Source organism: Nonomuraea sp. NPDC003709 (assembly GCF_040610775.1).
In the GTDB taxonomy this organism is placed as follows: Bacteria; Actinomycetota; Actinomycetes; order Streptosporangiales; family Streptosporangiaceae; genus Nonomuraea; species Nonomuraea angiospora_A.
The window spans coordinates 1-22038 of record NZ_JBEXMW010000011.1 but is presented as its reverse complement, the minus strand read 5'-3'; the positions used below and the strand labels follow the sequence as shown (position 1 = coordinate 22038).

At 71.9% G+C, this 22038-nt stretch carries 20 protein-coding genes; 13 read left to right on the top strand and 7 right to left on the bottom strand.

All coding sequences use genetic code 11. The annotated features are described in order from the left end of the window. Positions 1-4: 4 nt before the first annotated feature. Positions 5-1063 carry a ketoacyl-ACP synthase III family protein gene (locus ABZX61_RS30795; RefSeq protein WP_355199643.1) on the top strand — a complete coding sequence of 353 codons (1059 nt, stop codon included), beginning with the start codon at positions 5-7 and terminating at the stop codon, positions 1061-1063. Further along, positions 1063-4929 carry an acyltransferase domain-containing protein gene (locus ABZX61_RS30790; protein WP_355199935.1) on the top strand — a complete coding sequence of 1289 codons (3867 nt, stop codon included), beginning with the start codon at positions 1063-1065 and terminating at the stop codon, positions 4927-4929. Before ABZX61_RS30795 ends, ABZX61_RS30790 begins: the two co-directional genes overlap by 1 nt. 83 nt (positions 4930-5012) lie before the next feature. On the opposite strand, the gene ABZX61_RS30785 is transcribed toward ABZX61_RS30790, so the two are convergent. After that, on the bottom strand, positions 5013-5786 hold the full coding sequence (locus tag ABZX61_RS30785) for an SDR family oxidoreductase (RefSeq protein ID WP_355199642.1): 774 nt from the start codon (positions 5784-5786) through the stop codon (positions 5013-5015). Between the two features lie 131 nt (positions 5787-5917). Between ABZX61_RS30785 and ABZX61_RS30780 the strand changes: the two genes are divergently transcribed. The 4 genes from ABZX61_RS30780 to ABZX61_RS30765 all read left to right on the top strand — a co-directional run bounded on the left by ABZX61_RS30780 (position 5918) and on the right by ABZX61_RS30765 (position 9513). After that, complete coding sequence (locus ABZX61_RS30780) at positions 5918-6463, top strand: helix-turn-helix domain-containing protein (RefSeq protein WP_355199641.1); 546 nt, start codon at positions 5918-5920, stop codon at positions 6461-6463. A gap of 112 nt (positions 6464-6575) precedes the next feature. After that, positions 6576-8105, top strand: coding sequence for an AMP-binding protein (locus ABZX61_RS30775; RefSeq protein ID WP_355199640.1), 1530 nt, complete (start codon positions 6576-6578; stop codon positions 8103-8105). A gap of 134 nt (positions 8106-8239) precedes the next feature. Then, the gene (locus tag ABZX61_RS30770; RefSeq protein WP_355199639.1) at positions 8240-8944 is read left to right on the top strand and encodes a hypothetical protein; all 705 of its coding nucleotides are present in this window, start codon (positions 8240-8242) and stop codon (positions 8942-8944) included. Beyond that, positions 8941-9513: an XRE family transcriptional regulator gene (locus tag ABZX61_RS30765; protein WP_350735886.1), complete on the top strand. Its 573-nt coding sequence runs from the start codon at positions 8941-8943 to the stop codon at positions 9511-9513. The genes ABZX61_RS30770 and ABZX61_RS30765 overlap by 4 nt, the downstream gene beginning before the upstream one ends. A gap of 54 nt (positions 9514-9567) precedes the next feature. Here the strand turns inward: ABZX61_RS30765 and ABZX61_RS30760 are convergent, their stop codons facing one another. Further along, positions 9568-10491 carry a LysR substrate-binding domain-containing protein gene (locus tag ABZX61_RS30760; protein WP_355199638.1) on the bottom strand — a complete coding sequence of 308 codons (924 nt, stop codon included), beginning with the start codon at positions 10489-10491 and terminating at the stop codon, positions 9568-9570. A gap of 177 nt (positions 10492-10668) precedes the next feature. Between ABZX61_RS30760 and ABZX61_RS30755 the strand changes: the two genes are divergently transcribed. Beyond that, entirely contained in the window at positions 10669-11835 is a 1167-nt protein-coding gene (locus ABZX61_RS30755; RefSeq protein WP_355199637.1) for an alpha/beta hydrolase, read from the top strand. A 61-nt stretch (positions 11836-11896) separates the two neighbouring features. Here ABZX61_RS30755 and ABZX61_RS30750 read toward each other — a convergent pair whose 3' ends face one another. Genes ABZX61_RS30750 through ABZX61_RS30740 form a run of 3 tightly spaced genes read right to left on the bottom strand, consistent with a single transcriptional unit; the run spans position 11897 to position 14485 of the window. After that, entirely contained in the window at positions 11897-13099 is a 1203-nt protein-coding gene (locus tag ABZX61_RS30750; protein WP_355199636.1) for an MFS transporter, read from the bottom strand. Positions 13100-13142: 43 nt separating this feature from the next. Continuing rightward, entirely contained in the window at positions 13143-13358 is a 216-nt protein-coding gene (locus tag ABZX61_RS30745; RefSeq protein WP_355199635.1) for a hypothetical protein, read from the bottom strand. Continuing rightward, on the bottom strand, positions 13325-14485 hold the full coding sequence (locus tag ABZX61_RS30740) for a helix-turn-helix domain-containing protein (RefSeq protein WP_355199634.1): 1161 nt from the start codon (positions 14483-14485) through the stop codon (positions 13325-13327). The genes ABZX61_RS30745 and ABZX61_RS30740 overlap by 34 nt, the downstream gene beginning before the upstream one ends. Positions 14486-14555: 70 nt before the next feature. Between ABZX61_RS30740 and ABZX61_RS30735 the strand changes: the two genes are divergently transcribed. Continuing rightward, entirely contained in the window at positions 14556-15992 is a 1437-nt protein-coding gene (locus ABZX61_RS30735) for a pyridoxal-dependent decarboxylase (RefSeq protein WP_355199633.1), read from the top strand. 171 nt (positions 15993-16163) lie between these two features. Here ABZX61_RS30735 and ABZX61_RS30730 read toward each other — a convergent pair whose 3' ends face one another. Further along, positions 16164-18554 carry an ExeM/NucH family extracellular endonuclease gene (locus ABZX61_RS30730; RefSeq protein ID WP_355199632.1) on the bottom strand — a complete coding sequence of 797 codons (2391 nt, stop codon included), beginning with the start codon at positions 18552-18554 and terminating at the stop codon, positions 16164-16166. Positions 18555-18874: 320 nt separating this feature from the next. Between ABZX61_RS30730 and ABZX61_RS30725 the strand changes: the two genes are divergently transcribed. Continuing rightward, positions 18875-19093 carry a hypothetical protein gene (locus tag ABZX61_RS30725; RefSeq protein WP_350735869.1) on the top strand — a complete coding sequence of 73 codons (219 nt, stop codon included), beginning with the start codon at positions 18875-18877 and terminating at the stop codon, positions 19091-19093. Here the strand turns inward: ABZX61_RS30725 and ABZX61_RS30720 are convergent. Further along, positions 19069-19221, bottom strand: coding sequence for a hypothetical protein (locus tag ABZX61_RS30720; RefSeq protein ID WP_355199631.1), 153 nt, complete (start codon positions 19219-19221; stop codon positions 19069-19071). The two genes, ABZX61_RS30725 and ABZX61_RS30720, sit on opposite strands and share 25 nt — an antisense overlap. Positions 19222-19264: 43 nt before the next feature. Here ABZX61_RS30720 and ABZX61_RS30715 point away from each other — a divergent pair, with 43 nt between their 5' ends. The 4 genes from ABZX61_RS30715 to ABZX61_RS30700 form a co-directional block, all read left to right on the top strand. Then, entirely contained in the window at positions 19265-19882 is a 618-nt protein-coding gene (locus tag ABZX61_RS30715) for a dihydrofolate reductase family protein (RefSeq protein WP_355199630.1), read from the top strand. Between the two features lie 109 nt (positions 19883-19991). Then, positions 19992-20666 (top strand): phosphotransferase, encoded by a 675-nt coding sequence (locus ABZX61_RS30710; RefSeq protein WP_355199629.1) that lies wholly within the window; start codon positions 19992-19994, stop codon positions 20664-20666. Positions 20667-20689: 23 nt separating this feature from the next. Then, positions 20690-21490 carry an AraC family transcriptional regulator gene (locus ABZX61_RS30705; RefSeq protein ID WP_355199934.1) on the top strand — a complete coding sequence of 267 codons (801 nt, stop codon included), beginning with the start codon at positions 20690-20692 and terminating at the stop codon, positions 21488-21490. Positions 21491-21547: 57 nt separating this feature from the next. Then, on the top strand, positions 21548-22038 hold a 491-nt coding region (locus tag ABZX61_RS30700; protein WP_355199628.1), incomplete at its 3' end, for an NADH-quinone oxidoreductase subunit H.

Below are 22038 nucleotides of genomic sequence, written 5' to 3'. Positions count from 1 at the left end.
CGGCATGGAGACGGCGGACATGTACATCAGCGGGGTCGGGTCGTACCTCCCCGCCACGGTGAGCGTGGAGCGGGCCGTGGCGGCGGGGTGGTATTCGGCCGAGGAGGTCGAGCTGCACCGGCTCGCCGCGGTCGCGGTGGCCGGTGACGTCCCGCCGCCGGAGATGGCGTTACGGGCGGCGCGGAGCGCGGTGGCCCGCAGCGGGCGTTCCCCCACCGAGCTGGACCTGCTGCTGTACGTCTCGACCTGGCATCAGGGCCCGGAGGGCTGGCCGCCCCAGGCGTACGTGCAACGCCACCTGGTCGGCGACGGCGTCCTGTCCACCCAGCTCAAGCAGGGCTGCAACGGCATGTTCGCGGCCCTGGAACTGGCCGCGAGCTACCTGCGCGCGGCGCCCGGCCGCCAGGCGGCGCTGCTGGTCGCCGCCGACAACTACGGCACCCCGCTTGTCGACCGGTGGCGGATGCTGCCCGCGGCCGTCGCCGGTGACGCGGGCAGCGCCCTCGTGCTCGACACCGAGCCGGGGTTCGCCCGGCTGGCGTCGGTGTGCACGATGTCGGTGTCGGAGGCCGAGGAGATGCACCGCTGCGCCGAGCCGCTGTTCCCGCCCGGCGTCACCGAGGGCCGCACGGTGGACTTCGGGGCGCACAACGACGTGTTCCGGCGGCGCGCGGTCGTCGAGGGCGACGGCACCGGGGTGCTCGTGACGCTGGACGAGCGGATGGCCGAAGTGATCGACCGGGCCCTGTCGGAGGCCGGGATCAAGCCGGACGACGTGACCCGGGTGGCGTGCATGAACACCTCCCAGGAGATCGCCGACCAGATCTGCGAGCACCGGCTGGGCATCCCGGCGTCCCGGTCGGCCTGGGACTTCGGCCGGACGATCGGCCACTGCGGGGCCAGCGACCAGATCCTCGCGCTGGAGCACCTGGTCCGCGACCATGCCCTCCAGCCCGGCGACCACCTGCTGATGTTCGGCTTCGGACCGGGCGTGACGATCTCGGCCGCCGTCGTGGAGATTCTCGAGTCGCCCGTGTGGGCGCGGATGCGGAGTGACGTGTGATGGATCGACCGGTCGAGATGATCGCGCTGATCGGGATCGGCTGCCGCCTGCCCGGCGGCGTCGGCTCGGCGGAGGAGTACTGGAACCTGCTGTGCGAGGGACGGGACGCCAGTGGACCGGCGCCCGCCGACCGCTGGCGCGACTACGCCGACCGCGGCCCGTCGTACGCGGCGGCGGTACGCCGCACCCTCGCGCACGGCAGCTTCCTGGACGGGGTGGCCGACTTCGACGCGGAATTCTTCGGGCTCTCGCCGCGCGAGGCGGAGCTGATGGACCCGCAGCAGCGGCTCGTGATGGAGACCGCGTGGGAGGCGCTGGAGCACGCCGGGGTGTCGCCGGACGCGCTGGCCGGCACGGACGCCGGCGTGTACGTGGGCGTCTGCACCGGCGACTACGGGCATCGGCTGCTGGAGGACCTGCCCGACATCGAGGCGTGGACCGGGATCGGCGCCGCCGGCTGCGCGGTCGCCAACCGCGTGTCGTACGCGCTCGACCTGCGCGGCCCGAGCCTGGCGGTGGACACGGCCTGCTCGGCGTCGCTGGTGGCGGTCCACCTGGCCGTGCAGGCCCTGCGGGCCGGCGAGACCGACGTGGCGCTGGCCGGCGGGGTCAACCTCATCCTGTCCCCGGGCGAGACGCTCACCCTGGACGCCGCGGGCACCCTGGCACCGGACGGGCGCAGCAAGTCATTCGACGCCGCGGCCGACGGGTACGGGCGGGGCGAGGGCTCGGTGGTCGTGGTGCTCAAGCGGCTCGCCGACGCCGTACGCGACGGGGACCGGATCCTCGCGACCATCCGCGGCAGCGCGGTCAACCAGGACGGTCGCACCGCGGGCATCATGGCGCCGTGCGGCCAGGCGCAGGAGCACGTCATGCGCCGCGCGCTGCGGCAGGCGGGCGTCGAGCCGGGCACGGTCGGCTACGTCGAGGCGCACGGCACCGGCACCGCGGTCGGCGACCCTCTCGAAGCGGGCGCGCTGGGCGCCGTGTACGGGGCGGGCCGGCCGCCGGAGCAGCCGTGCCTGATCGGCTCGGCCAAGTCCAACATCGGTCACCTCGAGGGTGCCGCCGGCATCGCCGGCCTGGTCAAGGCCGTCCTGGCACTCGAACGCGGCGAGATCCCGCCGAGCCGGCTCGACACCCCCACGCCGGCCGTCGACTGGGAGGGCGCCGGGCTGCGGGTGGTCGGCGCGCCGACGCCGTGGCCCGGCTCCGCGCATCCGCGCCGGGCCGCGGTCTCCGCCTTCGGCTACGGCGGCACCGTCGCCCACGTCGTCCTCGAAGAGGCGCCGCCGGCCCGGCCGTCCGCAGAAAGGACCGCCGGGCCATCCGCCGAAGGGGCCGCAGAGTCGTCCGCCGAAGGGATCGCGGGACTTTCCGCCGAGGGGGACGCAGAGCCGTCCGCCGAAGGGATCCTGGGACTTTCCGCCGAAGGGGCCGCGGGCCGGCTGTTCCCGGTGTCCGCCGCGTCGCGGGCGGCGCTGCGGCAGGCCGCCGGCAACCTCGCCGACGTCGCCGGTGGCCTGCCGGCGGCCGACGTCGGGCACACGCTCGCCCTGCGCCGGGCCCACCTGCCGCACCGGGCGGTGGTGGCGGCGCACAATCCGGCCGCGCTGGCCGTGCGGCTGCGCGCCCTGTCGGCCGGCACCCCGCACGACGCCGTGACCACCGGACGGGTGCTCATCGACCCCGGCCCCGGCCCGGTGTTCGTGTTCTCCGGACACGGCTCGCAGTGGGCCGGCATGGGCCGGGAGCTGCTGGAGACCGAGCCGGCGTTCGCCGCGGTGATCGACGAGCTGGAGCCGGTGTTCTCCGTCGAGATCGGCTTCTCGCCACGGAAGGCGCTCACCGAGGACGAGCTGATCGACGTGGACCGGATCCAGACCATGATCTTCGCGATGCAGCTCGGCCTCGTCGAGCTGTGGCGTGCGTACGGGGTGCGCCCGCACGCGGTCATCGGCCATTCGGTCGGCGAGATCGCCGCCGCCGTGACGGCCGGGGCGCTGAGCCGCCTCGACGGGGCCCGGTTGATCTGCCGGCGGTCCAGGCTGTTGCGGCGGGTCGCCGGTCGCGGCGCGATGGCCATGGTGCAGCTGCCGTTCGATGAGGCGGCGCGGCTGCTGGGAGACCGTACGGACGTGGTCGCCGCGATCGCGTCGTCACCCGGCTCGACGGTCGTCTCCGGCGATCCGGACGCCGTCGCCGAGGTGCTGGCCGGCTGGCTGGAGGAGGGGATCCCGGCCCGCCGGGTCGCCTCGGACGTGGCCTTCCACGGGCCGCAGATGGATCCGCTGCTGGCCGACCTGACCGCCGCCGCGGCCGACCTCACGCCCGGCGCCCCCGGCATCCGGGTCTACTCGACGGCGCTGGACGATCCGCGGGCGGAACACGGCTTCGCCGGCACGTACTGGGCGGCCAACCTGCGCCGGCCGGTGCGCCTGGCCGACGCCGTCGCGGCGGCCGCGGAGGACGGATACCGCGCGTTCGTCGAGATCTCCCCGCACCCGGTCGTCACCCATTCGGTGCTGGAGACGCTGGGCGCGGGTGGGCACGAGGAGGTCTTCGTCGGCGCGTCGCTGCGGCGCAACCGTCCCCCGAGCGTCACCCTGCCGGCCAGCGTGGCCGCGGCGCACTGCGCCGGCCTCGAGGTGGACTGGCAGCGGCTCCAGCCGGCCGGTGGTCCGGTCGTGCTCCCCTCCTACCCCTGGCAGCACCGCAGGCACTGGCGTACGCCGTCGGCCCCGGACACCGCCGGCCGCGGCCACGACCCGGACACGCACACGCTGCTCGGCGACGGCGTCGATCTCGCGGGCACCGACGTACGGCTCTGGCGGACCGGCGTGGACGACCAGACGCGGCCCTATCCCGGCAGCCACGCCATCGAGGGCGTGGAGATCGTGCCGGCCGCGGTGCTCGCGGCGACCTTCTTCGCCGCCGCCGGAGGTCAGCTGCTCGGCGAGGTGACGATGTCGGCGCCGCTGCTGACCGCCGACCGCCGCGAGGTTCAGGTCGTGCGGCAGGGGAGCGAGCTGCGGCTGGCCGCCCGTGCCGCGGGCGAGCCGGACGCCGCCTGGCAGCTGATCGCCACCGCCACGGTGCCATCGACGCCGGGGGAGGCGCCCGTGCCACCGGCGCAGCCGCTCACGCCGGTGGAGCCGGGCCTGGTCGGGCAGCGGCTCGCCGCCGTCGGCGTACCGGAGACCGGGTTCGACTGGCAGGTCGAGGAGCTGCTGCGCGGCCACGGCGCGCTGCGCGCCCGGGTACGGTGCGGGCCGTCCGCCACGTGGGCGCCCGTCCTGGACGCGGCGATGTCGGTGGCGCCGAGCGCGTTCCCCGGCGACCCGTTGCTGCGCATGGTGACGCACGTCGATCGGCTGGTCACGCTCGGAGAGCCGCCGAGCACGGTGGACATCGAGGTGTGGCTCGACCCCGAGCGCGCCGACACGGTGCAGGTACGGGTGACCGACGGTGCCGGCGCCGTCGTCGGCTGGCTGTCGGGACTGCGCTACCCGGTGATCGACGTGCCGGCCCCCGCGGAGAACGGCGCCGACGGCGTGCGGCCCGCCGAGTCGATCGCCGACCTGGGGCCGGCGGAGCTGCGCGCGTTCCTGCTCGAAGAGGTCGGCGCGCAGATCGCCAAGGAGATGCGGCTGGCCCCTGCCGACCTGTCGCCGTACCGGCCGCTGGTCGAGCAGGGACTGGACTCGGTGCTGACGGTGGTGGTCCGGCGGCGGCTGGAGAAACGGTTCCGGTGCTCGCTGCCGACGACCCTGCTGTGGCGGCAACCGACCGTCGCCGCGGTCTCCGACTACATCGCCGGGCTGGTGTCCGCCTCAAACGGCAACGACAGCGCCGAGGCGGGCTGAGGAGTTCGGGCGGCAACGCGAGCGCCAGGCCGGCGGCTTCCGCGCGCAGCTCAGGATCGGAGGCGAGGAGTGGGCCGTGCCGGTCAGGCGCGCATGTTCGCGCCGCCGTCGATGGCCCACACCTGGCCGTTGATCCATTCGGCGTCGTCGGACAGCAGGAAGGCCACGACCGCGGCCAGGTCGCTCGGGCGGCCCAGCCGGGTGGTGGGGACGTGCTCCAGGAACATCTTCTGGAGCTGGACGTCGTTCTGCGCCGCCTGCGTCTCGCCCATGACCAGGCCGGGCATCACTCCGTTGCAGCGCACGCCCTCGGGGCCGAAGCGACCGGCGATGTGCCGGGTCAGCGCGTTGACCGCCGACTTCGAGGCCCCGTAGGCGGGGCGCTTGCGGTCGCTGGCGCTGACCGCGGCGCCGGAGGAGCAGTTGACGATGCCGCCGCCGCCGTTGGCCAGCAGGTGCGGCAGGACGGCGCGAGCGGTGCGGACGTAACCCAGGACGTTGACGTCCAGAGTCCGCTCCCACACGTCCAGGTCGGTGTCGAGCAGCGACCTGTCACGCCCGAGGGTGCCCGGCGACAGGTCCGCGCCGACGTTGAACAGGCCGTGCACGGCGCCGAACTCCTCGATGGTCCTGGCGGCCATCGCGTTGACGGAGTCCTCGTCGGCGAGGTCGAAGTGCACCGCGATCGCCGAACCGCCGGCCTCGGTGATCTTGGCGGTGGTGGCCTGCGCGCCGGAGAGGTTGATGTCGCCGACGACGACATCGGCGCCTTCCTCGGCGAGCCTGATCGCGGTCGCCGCGCCGATGCCGGTCGCCCCGCCGGCCACGATGATCGCCTTGTCCTTCAAACCGCGCATTGTCCGCTCCGATCGGCTGGGGCGATCCCATGGCCGCCCAAACCGTACACGTGTGTACGTTTCTGTCGCCGCTAAACGTACAATCCTGTACGGTTCGTGGCAAGTTAGGGTTGGACCGTGCAGGAAAGCGGGTGCCAGTGACACGGAAGGACGCCGTCCGCAACCGGGACCGGCTGCTCGACGCGGCGCGGCGGATGTTCGCCGAACACGGCCACGACGTCGCGCTGGAGGAGATCGCCAGGGTCGCCGGGGTGAGCCGCACCACGATCTACCGCAACTTCGCCACCCGCGAGGAGCTCGCGGCCACGGTCTTCGCCGACAACGTCGCCCAGATCGAGCACCATGCGGCCGGACTGCGGGGACAACCGGACGGCGCGGTCACGTTGTTCGACTTCGTCCTGGACATGCAGCTGGACAACCGCGGCCTCGCCCAGGTCCTGTCCAGCGCCGACCTGCAGTGGTTCATCGAGCACGCCCGCCGCATCGCGGCCTGCTTCGAGCCTCTCCTCGACGCCGGCCGCGCGGCCGGCGTCGTCCACCCCGTCGTCGACGTCGACGACCTGATGCTGGCCATCTCCATGGGGGAGAGCGCCGTGGCCACCAACGACGCCGCCCAGCGCGACAACCGTCACAAACGCGTACGAGAGATGCTGCACCGAGCCCTCTTCACCCGCTGACCCCGACACCTTCGGCGTGGGCTGGTAGATCTCTTGTACTTCGGAGAGCATGACGGAGTTTCCATACTCAGAGACGAACGGTACGAGAGTCGGGAGAGCGATGCGGGTTCCGATGACGATTGCGGACTTCCTGGACCGGGCCGAGCTGGGGTTCGCGGACAGCCCCGGAGTGATCGACGAGCCCGATCAGCCCGCACCGCCCGTGACGGCGTCCACGTACGGGCGGCTGGGTGAGCGGGTGCGGGCGTGGCAGGCCGGGCTGGACGCACTCGGCACGCGCGAAGGCGACCGGGTGGCGGTGATCAGTCACAACTCCGCCCGCCTGCTGGAGCTGCTGTTCGCGGTGCCGATGAGCGGCCGCGTCTGCGTCCCGGTCAACTTCCGCCTGAAGGCCGACGAGATCGATTACGTGGTACGGCAGAGCGGAGCCTCGGTCGTGCTGGTCGACCCCGAGCTTTGCGAGGTGACCGCGGGGATCAAGACGGACCACCGGTTCGTCCTGGGGGAGCAGACCGAGACGGAGCTGATGCGGTTCGACACGGAGCCGCGTCCCTGGTCGAACCCGGACGAGGACGCCACCGCGACGATCAACTACACCTCCGGGACGACGGCCCGCCCCAAGGGGGTTCAGCTCACCCACCGCAACATCTGGGTGAACGGACTGACCCTCGGCCTGCACACGCGCGCCTGGGAGCGGGACGTCTACCTGCACACGCTGCCGATGTTCCACTGCAACGGCTGGGGCATGCCGTTCGTGACGGCCGGGCTCGGCGTCAAGCAGGTGGTGCTGCGCAAGGTGGACGGAGCGGAGATCCTGCGCCGCGTGGACGAGCACGGCGTGACCCTGATGTGCGGTGCGCCGGCGGTGTGGAGCCTGGTGCTGGACGCCGCGGCCGGCTGGGAGGGGGAGATCCCGGGCCGTGACCGCGTACGGATCGTGTGCGCCGGGGCGCCGCCCCCGAGCCGGTTGATCCAGCGGGTGGAGGAGGAGCTCGGCTGGGAGTTCATCCAGATCTACGGTCTGACGGAGACCTCGCCGCTCCTGACCGTCAACCGCGCCCGGCCGCAGGACGACGACCTGCCGGGCGATCGACGGGCCCGGAGGCTTTCACGGGCCGGGCTCCCGGCGCTGGGGGTCAGACTGCGGGTCGCCGAGTCCGGGGAGGTGCTGGCGCGGTCGAACGTCGTGTTCGACGGCTACTGGGAGAAGCCTGAGGAGACGGCGAACGCGCTGAACGACGGCTGGTTCCACACCGGCGACGGCGGCGACATCGACGACGCGGACGGGCACCTGACGATCTCCGACCGCAAGAAGGACGTGATCATCACGGGAGGCGAGAACGTGTCCTCGATCGAGGTCGAGGACACCATCTTCAGCCATCCCTCGGTCGCCGAGGTGGCGGTCATCGGAGTGCCGGACGCCAAGTGGGGGGAGACGATCAAGGCGCTGATCGTACGGGCCGAGGGCGCGGCGGTGAGCGAGGCGGAGATCATCACGTACTGCAAGGAACGGATGGCCGGATACAAGGCGCCGACGAGCGTGGAGTTCCGGGACACGATTCCGCGCACGGCGACCGGCAAGATCCAGAAGTTCAAGCTACGCGAACCCTACTGGGCCGGGCATGACCGAGGTGTCAACTGACGTCAGGCACGGGCGACCATTCGCGGCCGTCCAGGAGCCGGGCGAGACAGGCGGTCGCCCGCCGCCGGTAGGCCGCGACCGTCTTGTCCGCACCACATCCGTGCGTTCGTTATAGTGAACATATCGTTTAGCTGATGGAGAGTGTGATGCAGGTCAGGGCTTATCTCGATGACACCTACGCGGAGCAGGCCGATACCCGGGTGATCGCTGTGGGGCGCCAGGAGGGGCGGCCCTGGGCGGCCGTGGAGCATTGCCTCTTCCATCCGCAGGGTGGTGGTCAGCCCGCTGACCGGGGGTGGCTGGAGGAGGTCGAGGCCGTACCCGTGTGGGATGAGCAGTCCGGGCTGATCGTGGCCGTGCCCGCCTCCGAGGAGGCCGGGTGGCCGGTGTTCGCCGAGGGGCAGCGGGTGCGGGCGCGGATCGATCTGGGGACACGGATGGCGCACGCGGCCTTGCACACGGCCGGTCATCTGATCGAGGCGGCGGGCCGTGCCCAGGGGTGGGAGCCGGCGGGGAACAACCACTTCCCCGGCCAGGCGCGCATCGAGTTCACCGCCCCGCGGGCTGATCCTCGGCTGGCCGATCCTGAAGGCCGGGAGGAGGTCATCGCCGAGCTGCGGAAGGTCGTGGCGGCGGCCATCGCCGAGGACCTGCCGGTGACCGCGGAGACGGACGAGCACGGGCGACGCGTGGTCCGCCTGGACAACCTGCACGCCGCGCCCTGCGGGGGGACCCATGTGCGCAGTCTCGGCGACCTCCGCGATGTGCTGCTGCCGGCGCTGAAGGTCAAGCGGGGCCGCATTCGTGTGTCGTATTCCGCCGCTCACGGGCCGCGATGATGGCCGCGGCATCCGGGCGGTCGACGAGCAGCAGCGCCGCGGCGGTGGGAGCGCAGATCCGTCGCCGTCGTGAACAGCGTGGGATGAGCGGCTCCGAGCTGGCGCGGCGTGCGGGCCTGAGCAAGGCGACGCTGTCGCAACTGGAGGCCGGTAAGGGCAATCCGACGATCGAGACGCTCGACGCGCTCGCGATCGCGCTCAGGATCCCGCTGACCGACCTGCTGGCCCGCGACACCGACCCCGGCCCGGTGTTCGTCCCCGGCACCGAGATCGCCGAGGGCGAGGTCGGCCGGGAGCTGCTACGCCGGATCAGCAGCGGCCACAGCCTGGAGATCTGGCGGCTGCGCATGCCCGCCCACACCGATCTGACCGGTGTGCCGCACGCGACCGGCACGGTGGAGCACCTGCTGGTCGCCTCGGGCCGGCTGACCGCAGGACCCGCCGACGCCCCGCGCCTGCTGGGGCCGGGCGATCTGCTCGCCTTCGCCGGAGACGCCCCTCATCTCTACCGCACCGACGCCGAACCGGCAGACGTCACCGTCGTCATCGCCTCGCCCATCGTGGGCTGAAAGCCACCCGGAAGCCAGGCCCGCACCATGAGCATCGCCGAGCGGCGCCTTTCCCTACGCTTCAGGGGGGCGTGACGCGGAGCCCGGGCCGTGACCGGGTTCGGTCAGCGAGGCGGTCAGGTGGTCGCGGAAGCGGCGGGCCGCCTCGGACACGTAGGCCCCCTCCCGCCAGAACAGCCGCAGTACCCGCTCGGCGCCGGGAGCGGCCAGCCGTACGGGAGAAAACCGCGCTCGCGACGCCAGCGGTGAGCGGAGATACCACGCGGGCCCGAACCCCACGCCGAGCCCGGCGCTGACCATCTCGATGCCCGTGGTGGCCTCGTCGATCTCACAGGCGACCACCAGTTCCAACCCGGCCTGGGAAAACAGCCGCTCGGCCAGCGTGCGCTGCCATATCCCCGGCCGGGTGGTGACGACGGGTTCGCCCGCGAGGTCGGCCATGGTCACCTCGCGCCGACCGGCGAGCCGGTGCCCGAGCGGCACCGCGAGCAGGACCTCCTCGCGGACCAGCTCCTCATGGTCCAGCCCCGGCCCGTCAAGCACCTCGGACGCCAGGCAGAAGTCGACCTGGCCCTCGCCCAGCCGCTCGGCCATGACATCCGGGGTCAGCTGGAAAAGGCGCACGGCGACGTCTGGATGCTCGGCGATGAAGCTCTTGACCGGTTCGGTGATCGTGAGCAGCGTCTCCGAGGCGAGCGAGACGCTGCCGCGGGCCAGGCCGGCGGCGTCGGAGAGTTCGCGCCTGGCGTCGTCCAGCTCGGCCAGCGCCCTGTCCACCCGGCGCAGGAACGCGGCGCCGAACCGGTTGAGGCGGATCCGCCGGCCCTGCCGGTCGAACAGCGGCACGCCCACGTCGGCCTCCAGCCGCGCGATGGTCCGGCTGATCGAGGGCTGGGCGACGCGGAGCTCCTCGGCCGCCCTGCTGATGTGCTCGTGGCGCGCCACGACCTGGAAGTAGCGCAGCGACAGCAGATCCATTATGCCTCTATAGCTATGAACTTATGGGAGAACTGGTCTTGGACAGCATATAGCGGCCCTGCCTAGGGTCGTCCGCGTGGATACTCCGGATCTGGTCACGACGGGCATGCACTGCCGGCGCCGCCCAACCGTAGTACCGCAGACGTGGTGTTCGATGTTTCGATCTTTGGAGGCTCCGTGCCCTTCGGGTATCTGTTCCCTGTAGCGCTCGTCGCGATCGGCACGCTGTTCGCGTTACGGCCGGTGCCGTTCTCGCGCCCGCTCGGCCCTACGAGCTACTACTTCGGTCTGGCCGCCAACGAGCTGCCGTTCGCGGCCTTCTTCTGGATGTTGCTGCTCCCGACGGCGCTGGCGTTCGCCGAAGGTGACATTGACTCGGCGGGCGGCTGGGCGGTCGTCGCCCTGGCCGCCGTGAGCGCGATCGGGCTCGTGCCCATCGCCTACCGCGCGATGGGCGAGCGGGCCAGGATCGAGCGCGCGATGGACCTTGGGCTGGGCGCGGGATGGCGCGCCGCCATCGATGCCGACCTCAGCGCCGGGCTGCGGCGCCGTCGCCCGTGGGCCCGCATCCTGTTCCTGCCCGTCTTCAAGCGCCGCCCGGACGTCCGGCGCGTGGCCAACCTCTCCTACGGCGACGCCGGCCGCCGCAACCTGCTCGACCTCTACCACCACCGCTCGCGCCCGCAAGGCGCGCCCGTCATGATCCACCTGCACGGCGGCGGCTACTCCGGGGGCCACAAGAACAGCCAGTCGCTGCCGCTGCTCTACCACCTCGCCGGCCAGGGCTGGGTGTGCATCAGCGCCAACTACCGGCTACGACCGCAGGCCCAGCACCCGGACCACCTGATCGACCTCAAGAAGATCATCGCCTGGGTACGCGAGCACGCCCACGAGTACGGAGCCGACCCGTCCACGGTGTTCGTCGCGGGCAGTTCGGCGGGCGGGCACATGGCGGCGCTGGCCGCGCTCACCCAGAACGACCCCGCCTTCCAGCCGGGCTTCGAGGACGCCGACACCTCCGTGACCGGCGCCATCTACCTGAACGGCTGGTACGGCACCTACTTCGACCAGGACCCCGAGTCCTCGCCCCTGGCCCACATCACACCGGACGCACCGCCGTTCCTCGTGGCCCACGGCGATCTGGACCCGCAGGTGCCCGCGGCCGATGCCCGGCACTTCGCCGACCGGCTACGCCAGACCTCGGCCGCCCCCGTCGTCTACGCCGAGCTGCGCGGCGGGAACCACGCCTTCGACCTGTACCACTCGCTCCGCTTCGAGGCCGTCGTCGACGCGATCGAGGCCTTCACCGCCTGGGTGAGATCACGGGAAAGGAAAGCCGTTTGAACGCCTCGCCGTGGCCAGGATGGTCCACTGCGCCCGGATCAGCCGACATCCCCGCCGAACGTCAGGGGATCCGGGAGCGTACGTCGTCGTGGTCGGGGGAGCGGCGGCGGGTGTCGACGGCGGGAGCCAGGAAGACGGCGGAGGCGACGAAGGCGAGCACCACGAGCATGGCCGTGCGCAGGCCCCAGTGGTCGCCGAGGAAGCCGAGGCCGGGCGGGCCGACGAGGAAGGCGACGTAGCCGATGGTGGCCACCAGGCTGACGCGGGCGGTCGCGTTCGGTCCGGTTTCTCCCGCGGCGGACAGCGCGACGGGGAAGCCCAGCGATGCGCCGAGCCCCCAGAACAGGACGGCCGCCCCGGCCAGCACCGCGTTGTCCGTGAAGATCACCAGGATCAGACCGAGTGCCCCCGAGACCGCGCTGGCGCGGATGACGGTGGTGCGGCCGAAGCGGTCGAGGAAGAAGGAGCCGCCGAAGCGGCCGATGGTCATGGCCGCGGCGAACCCGGCGTAGACGAGAGACCCGGAAGTGGCGTCCAGGCCGTGCCCGTCGACCATGAGCAGTGGCAGCCAGTCGTTGGCGGCTCCCTCGGCCAGGGCCATCGCCAGGACGATCGCCCCGATCAGGAGAAGCCTGTCGTCCTTCCAGACCTTCGATTCCGTGCCGCCGGACTCGGCCTGGCCTGGCGCGCCGATGCCGATGCCCGCGGGGAGGGCGCGCATGGCGTACAGGAAGAGCGCGGCTGCGATCAGGGTGACCGCGGCCAGATGCCAGTGCGCGGGAAGCCGGGCGGCGGTGGCCGCGATGCCGGTGCCCGCGCCGACGACGGTGCCCAGGCTGAAACAGCCGTGCACGGTGGGCAGCGTCGTCCTGCCGGTGATGCGCTCGACGTCGGCGGCGTCGACGTTCACGGCGACGTCACCGGCTCCCATGCCCGCGCCGAACCCGCACAGGCCCGCCATGACCAGCGGTACGGACGACAGGAGGGTGCCGGCGCTGATGACGGCCAGGCTCCCGACGACCATCGCGGTTCCGACGCCGATGACGGGTCTCGTTCCGTACCGGGAGGTGAGACGTCCGGAGCAGAGGATCCCGATCATGGCGCCCAGCGACAGGCCGAACAGGATCCAGCCCATCTGGCCGGTGGAGGCTTCCAGCCGGTCGCGGATGTCGGGGGTGCGGGTCACCCACGACGACAGCGCGATCCCGGGAAGGAAGAAGAGCAGGAACAGCGCCTGCCGGCGTCGGCGCGTGGCGAGGTCCATTGAGGATGGGTCTCCGTGGCAGTTGCGAATGGCTCGGCCGCGTCTACGCGTGATCGCGCATCCAGAGGTCGAGGAGTTCCTGGGTTGCGGCCGTACGGGGAGCGATGCTCTTCTCCTGGTGGTCCACCTCCACCTCGACCGGACGCAGATCCGGCACTCCTCCGTCGTCCTGGCCGGGACGCCACCAGTAGACCTGCGAGCTGATGCCCTTGTCTCCCTGCTCGTTCATGGTCCGGGTGACCGCCTGCATGCTCTCCATCGCCGCGATGAGATGGACGTCGCCGATCTCGTGTACCAGCAGGTACTCCGGCACGGGCAGTTCAGCGTGGGGGAGACCGCCGGCCTCCGCGAGCACGTTGCCGATGTCGGCGGTGAAGTCGGCGGCCCCCGGGAAGCTGACGCTGAGGGTGGTGGGGGCGACGAACCTGGCGGGAAAGCCCCTTGGTACGTACGCCGGTACGCCGACGGCGTGGTCCCCAGATACCGGGTGAAGTGCTGACGTAGGCCGGTGCCGGTGCCGAGCCCGCAGCGCTCGGCCACGACGTCCACGGGCAGGTGGGTGGTCTCCAGGAGCTCGCGGGCCCTGATCAGCCGTTGCTGGTTGAGCCACCGCATCGGCGGCAGGCCGACCTCCTGGCGGAACCTGCGTACGAACGTCCTGGTGCTCATCGAGGCGTACTCGGCCAGGCGCGGGACGGTGAGCGGCGTCTCCAGCCGCTCCAGCGCCCACTGCAGCACCGGCGCCAGCCCCCGGTCACCGGTGACGGCGGGGGCGGGGGCGACGTACTGGGCCTGGTCGCCCTCGCGGTGCGGCGCGATCACCATCCGGCGGCCCACCTCCGCGGCCACCGCGGCGCCGAAGTCGCGCCGGACGATGTGCAGGCACAGGTCGATGCTCGCCGCCGTGCCCGCGCTGGTCAGGATGTCGCCGTCGTCGACGTACAGGGCCCGCTCGTTCACGGTGACGCGGGGGTGGAGCCTGCGCAGGTCCTCGGCGTGCATCCAGTGGGTGGCGGCCTCCCGGCCGTCGAGCAGGCCGGCGGCGGCCAGGACGAAGGCGCCCGTGCACAGGGCGGCGATCCGGGCACCCCGCTCGTGCGCCTCGACCAGCGCGTCGAGGAGCTTCTCCGGCGGCCGGTAGGAGGCGTCGACACAGGCGGGCACCACCACGAGGTCGGCGTCGCGCAGGACCGACAGGTCGCCGGGCGCGCGCAGCCACAACCCCGGCAACGATTCCTGTTCTCCCGGCGTGCTGTTGCAGAGGGTCAGGTCGTACCAGTCGGGGGTCAGGTCGCGCCGGTCCCGGCCGAAGACCTCGCACGGCACCGCCAGCTCGAACAGCGGGCATCGGTCCAGCACAGGTACGGCCACCTGGATCGACGTCATGGCATAAATCTAGCGGAACGCGACATTTCTGCCACTAGTGAGAAGTCCGGGAGCTCACGACAGTGGTCGCATGAACGAGGACACAGGAACGCTGGACGTCGGCACCCAGGAGGGATCCCGGCTGCTCACCGCGGCCGCGGAGCTGGTCGTACGGCATCTGGGGACGGTCGCGGACGGGCCCGTCGCACCCGCCGGGCCGGGAACCGAGCAGCTCCGCGACTGGCTGGCCGGCCACGACTTCGCCCGCCCCGCACCGGCGGCGGACACGCTGGCCGAGGTCATGGGGATGCTGCGGCAGTGGGGCGTGCACACGACGCATCCACGCTATTTCGGGCTGTTCAACCCGACCCCCACCTGGTGGGGCATCGCCGGCGAGCTCCTGGCGGCCGGTGTCAATCCGCAGCTGGCCGCCTACAGCCACGCTCCGGCCGCCGTGGAGATGGAGCGGCACGTGCTGCGCTTCGTCGCCGGCCGGCTCGGCCTGCCCACCGCCGAGGGCAGCTTCACCGTGGGCGGCGCGGAGGCGAACCTGACCGCCGTCATCGTCGCGCTGACCCGCAGGTTCCCGGCCTACGCGGGCGGCGGCCTGGCCGGTCTGGCGCGCATGCCGGTGCTGTACGCCTCGGCCGAGAGCCATCTGGCCTGGCTCAAGATCGCCCACATGACGGGGCTCGGCCGTGACGCGGTACGGCTCGTACCCACCGATTCCCGGCACCGCATGGACCTGGCGGCGCTGCGCGAGACGCGCCGAGCCGATCTGGCCGCGGGGTTCGAGCCCTTCCTCCTGATCGGCACCGCCGGCACCACGGCCGGGGGTGCGCTGGATCCGCTGCCGGAGCTGGCGCGCCAGGCCGGCGAGTGGGGCCTGGACTTCCACGTCGACGCCGCCTGGGCGGGAGCGGTCGCGCTGTCCGACCGCCTGCGCCCGCTGCTGGACGGGGTGGAGCTGGCCGACAGCGTCACCGTGGACGCGCACAAGTGGCTGTCGGCGCCCATGGGCGCGGGCATGTTCCTCACCCGGCATCCGGACGCGCTCGCCGGCAGCTTCCACGCCAGCACCTCCTACATGCCCGCGCAGAGCGGCCAGGTTCCCGATCCGTACGCGACCAGCGTGCAGTGGTCGCGCAGGTTCGCGGGCCTGAAGGTGTTCCTCGCGCTGGCGATCGCCGGCCGCCCGGCCTACGCCGAGCAGCTCGAACGCGACGTCCGGCTCGGTGAGCTGCTCGCTCGCCGGCTGTCCGAGGAGGGCTGGCCGCGCGTCAACGACACCCCGCTCCCGGTGGTCTGCGTCGCCGACCCCGAGGCGGAGTCGCAGGGGCCGGAGCACAGCGCCGCCTGGCACGCCGCCGTCGCCGACCACGTCGTGAGCGGCGGCCAGGCCTGGCTGAGCACCGTACGCCTGGCCGGGCGGCCCGCGCTGCGGCTCTGCCTGACCAGCCACCGGACGACCGTCTCGGATGTCGAGGCCGCGGTCACCGCCCTCAACCAGGCCCGCAAGGCCGTTTGAGGGCGAATCCCGTCCGATCGGCACGGGCCTTCGCCCGGCCCGTGCCTGGACGTACCGGCGGGGCGCTTCGGCGACCCGAAGAACGGCGCGCACCGGCCGGGCGGCGATGGGCGGGGGGTGCGGGAATGCGGCGGGCCGCGGCGGTGTCGCCGCCGCGGCCCGCGTGCGGTCTCAGAGCTTCAGGCCCACCAGCAGCGGGTCGTGGTCGGAGGAGCGGAACGGGTCGGGCGCGTACAGGGAGGGCGGGTTGAACTCGGTGTTGTAGTCCATGAACCGGCCCTCGTCGGAGTTGATGTGCCAGATGGTAGCGCCGGTCACCAGCTTGCCCGCGCTCCTGTCGGCCAGCACGTGGTCGAGCTCACCGGACAGGCCGTCGAAGACGTAGCTGTAGCGGTCGTCCTTCTTGACGTACCTCTTGCTCAGGCTGGTCAGCCCGCCGTCCTCGAACGCGTGGATGGGGTCCTCCTCGCCGTAGGCGTTGATGTCGCCGAGGACGAGCACGTTCTGCAGCTTGAGGCTGTCGATCAGGGCCAGCACGGCCTTGGCCTGCTTGACGCGCTTGGCGTTGTAGCAGGACTGCCCGTCGCCCTGGTCGGCGTCGGCGCCGGAGGCCGGGCCGTCGGCGTCGGTGCAGCCCTTGGACTTGAAGTGGTTCACCAGCACCGTGAAGGACTTCCCGCCCCCGCCGGCCTTGGCGAAGGTCTGCACCAGCGGCGGCCGGTTGAAGATCGGGTCGGACGACGACCGCGCCGGACCGGTCGGGGTGACCTTGGCCGGCTGGTAGATCAGCGCGGTCTGGATGAGGTCGGTGCCCGGGTTGGGGTGCGTGATCGCCTTGTACGTGCCGGCGCCGGCCTTGGCGTTGAGCGCGTCGACCAGGGTGTTGAGCGCCACGTCGTTGTTGCGCTCGACCTCCATCAGGCCGGCCACGGCCGGGTTGAGCGTCGTGATGTTGGCGACCAGCTTGGCGAGCTGGCGGTCACGCTCCGCGGCGGTGGTGGCGCCGCGGGACTTGAGCGTGGTGAACCAGTTGAGCGTGTTGAGGCTGGCCACCTGGACGTCGCCGCCGACCTTGGCGGGCTTCGCGGGGCGGGGGTTCTCCGCCTTGAAGACCACCGGCTTGGTCGGCTGGACGCGGTAGGCGTCGAAGCCGTACGTGAGGACGCCGGTCAGGTTCTTCACCTCGTCGCCGATCCGGACGGTGTTCGACCCCTCGGTGTGGTACGGCAGGGCGGGCGGGTTCTGCACGCTCGAGCCGTCGTCGAGGAGGACGGCGCGCCGCGCGTCCTTCTCGGTGTTCACACCCTCGCGGTCCGTCGGCTGCCACAGCCGGCCGCCGCCCGCGAGGGTGATCTCACCGAACCGGCCGAGGTTGTAGATCTCGGAGGCGGCGAGGTCGCCCTTGAACGTGACGAGCATGCCCTCGTAGCGCTCGAAGGTGACGCCTGGCTTGAGCGGCAGCTTCACCTTGGCCGGCTTGATCACGCCGGTGCCGCACACGGTCACCGCGGTGGCCGGCGAGATCTCGGTGAGGCCGTTGTACTCGATCGCCTTGCCGGAGACGAGCACCCGGTCACCGGTCTTGACCGGCGAGGAGGAGAACACGAACAGCCCCTCGGAGGTCGCCGGGTCGGCGTCGGGCTTGTCCGCCTGAACGTAGAAGCCGCCGAACTGGCCGGAGCTCTGGAAGGAGCCGGTGACGACGCCCTCGACCCGGACGTTCTGGCCCGCGACCGGGCTGGACTCGCCGCTTCCCTGCACCTCGGAGATCCGGTGAGTGGGCGCGGTGTCGCAGCTCTCGGTGGGCGTGACGGTCGGGGTGGGGGTCGGCGTCACAGTCGGCGTCACAGTCGGTGTGACGGTCGGGGTGGCCGTCGGGGACGGTGACGGGTCGCCGCCGCCACAGGGGGCCGCGGCGGTGGCGGTGTTGCGCGGCGCGGGGGCCGCGGCTTCGAAGTCGGCGCCGTTGTCGTCGGTGTCGGTGCAGCCGCCGCCCTTGCGGAACGCGCCGGTGGTGTTGGTGAGCGCGGGGGCGGGGGTGCCTTCGGAGAAGTTCGCGCTGCCGTACCCGACCAGGTCGGCGATCAGCGCGAGCTGGGCGTCGGCGCAGGGGGTGGAGGAGCCGTTGCAGGCCAGCCCGTCGCTCGAGCGGACCAGCGCCACCTTGCCCGCGGTGCCGCTCATGTTCACGGAGCCGACGCTGTCGGGCTTGGGCAGCGCGCCGCTGGGGGTGCTGCCGGCGGCGAGCTGTACGAGGTGGTACTGGCCGGGGGCGATGCTGCCGGAGAGGTCGGCCTTGTTGGAGGCGAAGTTCCCGGTGCCGGCGGCGCTGGTGTACTGCACGGACCAGCCGTCCAGGGACACGGGGGCGGCGCTGCGGTTGAACAGCTCGAGGTAGTCGTTGGTGAAGGGAGCTCCGGCGTTGCCGCCTCCGCCGTAGACCTGGCTGATGACCACGGTTCCGGGGGCCGCGGCCGAAGAGGGTGAAGAAAGGGCTGCGATCGAACCGGCGACAACGCCGGCCGCAACGAGGATCGCTGTGGCCCGGGACTTGACTGGCATGCGGGGGAGCGTAAACCGACAAACAGCCAAAAACTCTGTATTCAGCATGGATGGGTCATGAAATTTCAGGTGTTGATCCGTCAATGTGTGACAATCGCCCTCCTGACCTGGTAACGCACGCCGACACTGACGGGCTCGCCGCTGCTCGGCGGGCCCCATGACGCCGATCGAGCCCCCGCCCGGGACGGGTCTCATCGCCCGGGCCGTAAGCCGCCGCCCGGCTTGAACTGATCGTGAACAGATTTGCTGAACACTTGTGTTTGGATGCGTCCTTCCAGCATGATCTTGGTGTATCGCTCCCGGGTTTCAAGGAGGAACGGATGCGTCTTCGTGCAGGGCTTCTGGTAGCCGGCATGGCCGCCGCGATCGTCAGCGTGGTCAGCACCCCTGCTTCTGCCCAGGCGGCCGCCTGGACGTATATCGGCGTGTACACCAGCAAGCACAACTGCGTCGACGCCGGCCAGATGTGGGTCCGTGAGGGTTGGAACGAGTACGAGTGCTCAGGGAGCGCCACCTACTGGGAACTCTGGGTCCGGTAGCACTTGACGCCGTCGCTCTGCCACACCGAGACCGCGGCTGCGGTGTGCTTGGCGACGCCGGCCGGCGGCCGGTGCGCGATGGCGGTCTGTTCCCGGCCGCCAAGGTCGTCGTCTCGAACGCGTTCCATGCGTGAGCGATGAGTTCGGGCAGCGGATCAGGTCTGCCCCGGTATGACTCAAATCATCGCGGACATCTCGGTCTCCCTCGACGGCTTCGTCACCGGGCCTGACCCCGGCCCCGACAGCGGTCTGGGCATCGGCGGCGAGGCCCTGCACGCGTGGGCGTTCTCCGACGACCCCGACGACCGCCGGGTCCTGCGCGAGGCGACCGCCCGCTCGGGCGCCGTCGTCCTCGGTCGCCGGCTCTTCGACGTGGTCGACGGGCCGGAAGGCTGGAACGACGACCGCGGCTACGGCGCGGGCGAGGTCGGCAAGCCCGCGTTCGTCGTCGTGACGAACGCGCCGCCGGACTCCGTGCGGCTCACCGACCTCGATTGGACGTTCGTCACCACCGGCCTGGCCGACGCCGTCGCCGCAGCGCGTGAGCGGGCGGAGGCGGAGGCGGCGCACCGCGGCGAGGACCTCGACGTCGTCCTCATGGGCGGCGGCGCCACGGTCGGCTCGGCGCTCGAGGCCGGGCTGGTCGACGTGCTGACGCTGCACCTCGCACCCGTCGTACTGGGTGCCGGAACGCCGCTGTTCACCGGCGGAGCGCCGCGCACGCTGGTGCAGCGGAGCGTGATCTCGACATCGACCACGACGCACCTGACCTACGACGTCGTCGGTTAGCTCGGGAACCAGCAGCCGCCGGAACGGGCCTCCCGCCGGGGAGAACACGGACCGACCCCGCAGTCCCACCGGGTTGAGTATGCGTTGAACGGCGTCCTCGTCGTTCGTCTTGAGTGGATGGCGATCCGGCTACTGTTGCTCCGCATGGCCCGCCGACCGCGCCCCCGTCACGCGCGCCGCCGAGGCGGCCGACGCCTTGGCCGCCTTCCTGACGGCCTTGCACCAACCTGCCCCCGACCAGGCTCCCACCGGCCGGGACCGCGGAGGGCGGCTGGCCGCCTACTCCGGGGGTTTCGCCAAGCAGCTCGCCTCGGCCACCGAGATGGGGCTCATCCCCGACCCGGACGCCGTCCGCGCGGTCTGGGAAGACGCCGCCGCCGCTCCCGACTGGGCGGGCCCGGCGCTGTGGGTCCACGGCGACCTGCATCCGGCCAACGTCCTCACCGCGGACGGCACCGTCTGCGGCGTGATCGACTTCGGCGACCTCTTCGCGGGCGATCCTGCCTGTGACCTCGCCGCCGCCTGGACTCTGCTGCCGGACGGCACCGCCGACCGCTTCCATGCCGCCTACCAGCCGGCCCCGGACGCCGCGACCCTGCGCCGCGCCCGCGGATGGGCGGTGCTGCGCGCCCTCAGCGGCATCCTCATCGGGGAAGCCGGCGTCCGCGGCCGCCGAGGCGGCAAGGCCACGTGGGGCCCACCCGCCCACGCCGCGCTGCGGCGCCTCATCGCTGATCGATCGCTTCCCCAAGGTCAAGCCGGGATCGACTTGCCAGTGACGTGAGATAGGGCAGGCTTGCCGGTGTGATGGCGATTCATTCGCTGCCCACGCAGCCACAGGCGGAGCCTTACGAGATGCTCACCCGCCTGCCACCGCCCCACCTGCGTCCGTACGTGCTGGGGTGGGCCGGCTTTCGCACCCGGGCGGGAGAGCCCGCCCACCCCAGCCGGATGCTGCCGCTCAACGCGGCCACCCTGATCATCGACTTCACCGGCATGGGCCCGATCGTCACCGGCCCCCGCGCCACCGCGACGTTCTCGGCCCACACGCCGTGGCGTCACGGGGTCGCGGTCGGGCTCACGCCCGCCGGGATGTCCGCGCTGACGGGGACGCCCCTACGCGAGGTCGCCGGCACGAGCGTGCGTCTGGAAGACCTCCTCGGCGCCCGTGCCGAGGAGCTGACCGGCCGGTTGATCGCGTCGGCGAGCTGGGCCGACCGCTTCAGGCTGCTGGAGGAGCGGTTGACGGCGTGGCTGCATCCCGACGCCGGCCCCGACGGCCTGATCATGCACGCCTGGTGGCGGCTACAGGAGCCGGCCGGCCCGCCCACTATCGCGTCCCTCGCCGGTGAGCTGGGCGTCAGCCGTCGTTACATCGAGCTCGGATTCCGCCGGGTGGTGGGCTTGTCGCCCAAGACGGTGGCCCGGATCGCCCGGTTCCAGCGGACCGTGGACACGTGGAGACGGCCCTCGGCCACCCTGGACGAGGCCGTCGCCTGCGGTTACGCCGACCAGCCGCACCTCACCCGCGAGATGCGGGCGATGGCGCGGATGACGCCGAAACAGCTGTTCGCATTCGTTCAATACACCGATCGGCTCACCGGCTAGCGTGACCTTCCGCTCCGGACCGAACGGGTGCCGGGGGAGAGGAAGGGGCAACACGTCATGGCAGGCGCTCTCGCGGCCGATCCCACCCTTGCCGACTTCGGCAAGGACCCGCTGTGGATCACCATCATCAAGGCCGTGATGCTGTTCCTCTTCCTGGCGCTGGGGGTCGTCTTCGGGGTCTGGTTCGAGCGCAAGCTGATCTCGCGGATGCAGAACCGGTACGGGCCCAACCGGGCCGGCAAGTTCGGCCTCCTGCAGTCGGTCGCCGACGCGATCAAGATGGGCTTGAAGGAGGACCTCTTCCCGCGCACGGTGGACCGGGGGCTCTACCTGCTGGCGCCGGTCATCATGGTGGTCCCGGCGATGCTGGCCTTCTCGATCGTGCCGTTCGGGCCGGTCGTGAATCTGCTCGGGGTGCAGACGCCGCTGCAGCTGGTGGACCTGCCGGTGGCCGTGCTGTTCATGCTCGCCATGGGCGCGGTGTCGGTCTACGGCGTGGTGCTGGCCGGATGGTCGTCGCGCTCGCCGTACGCGCTGCTCGGTGGTCT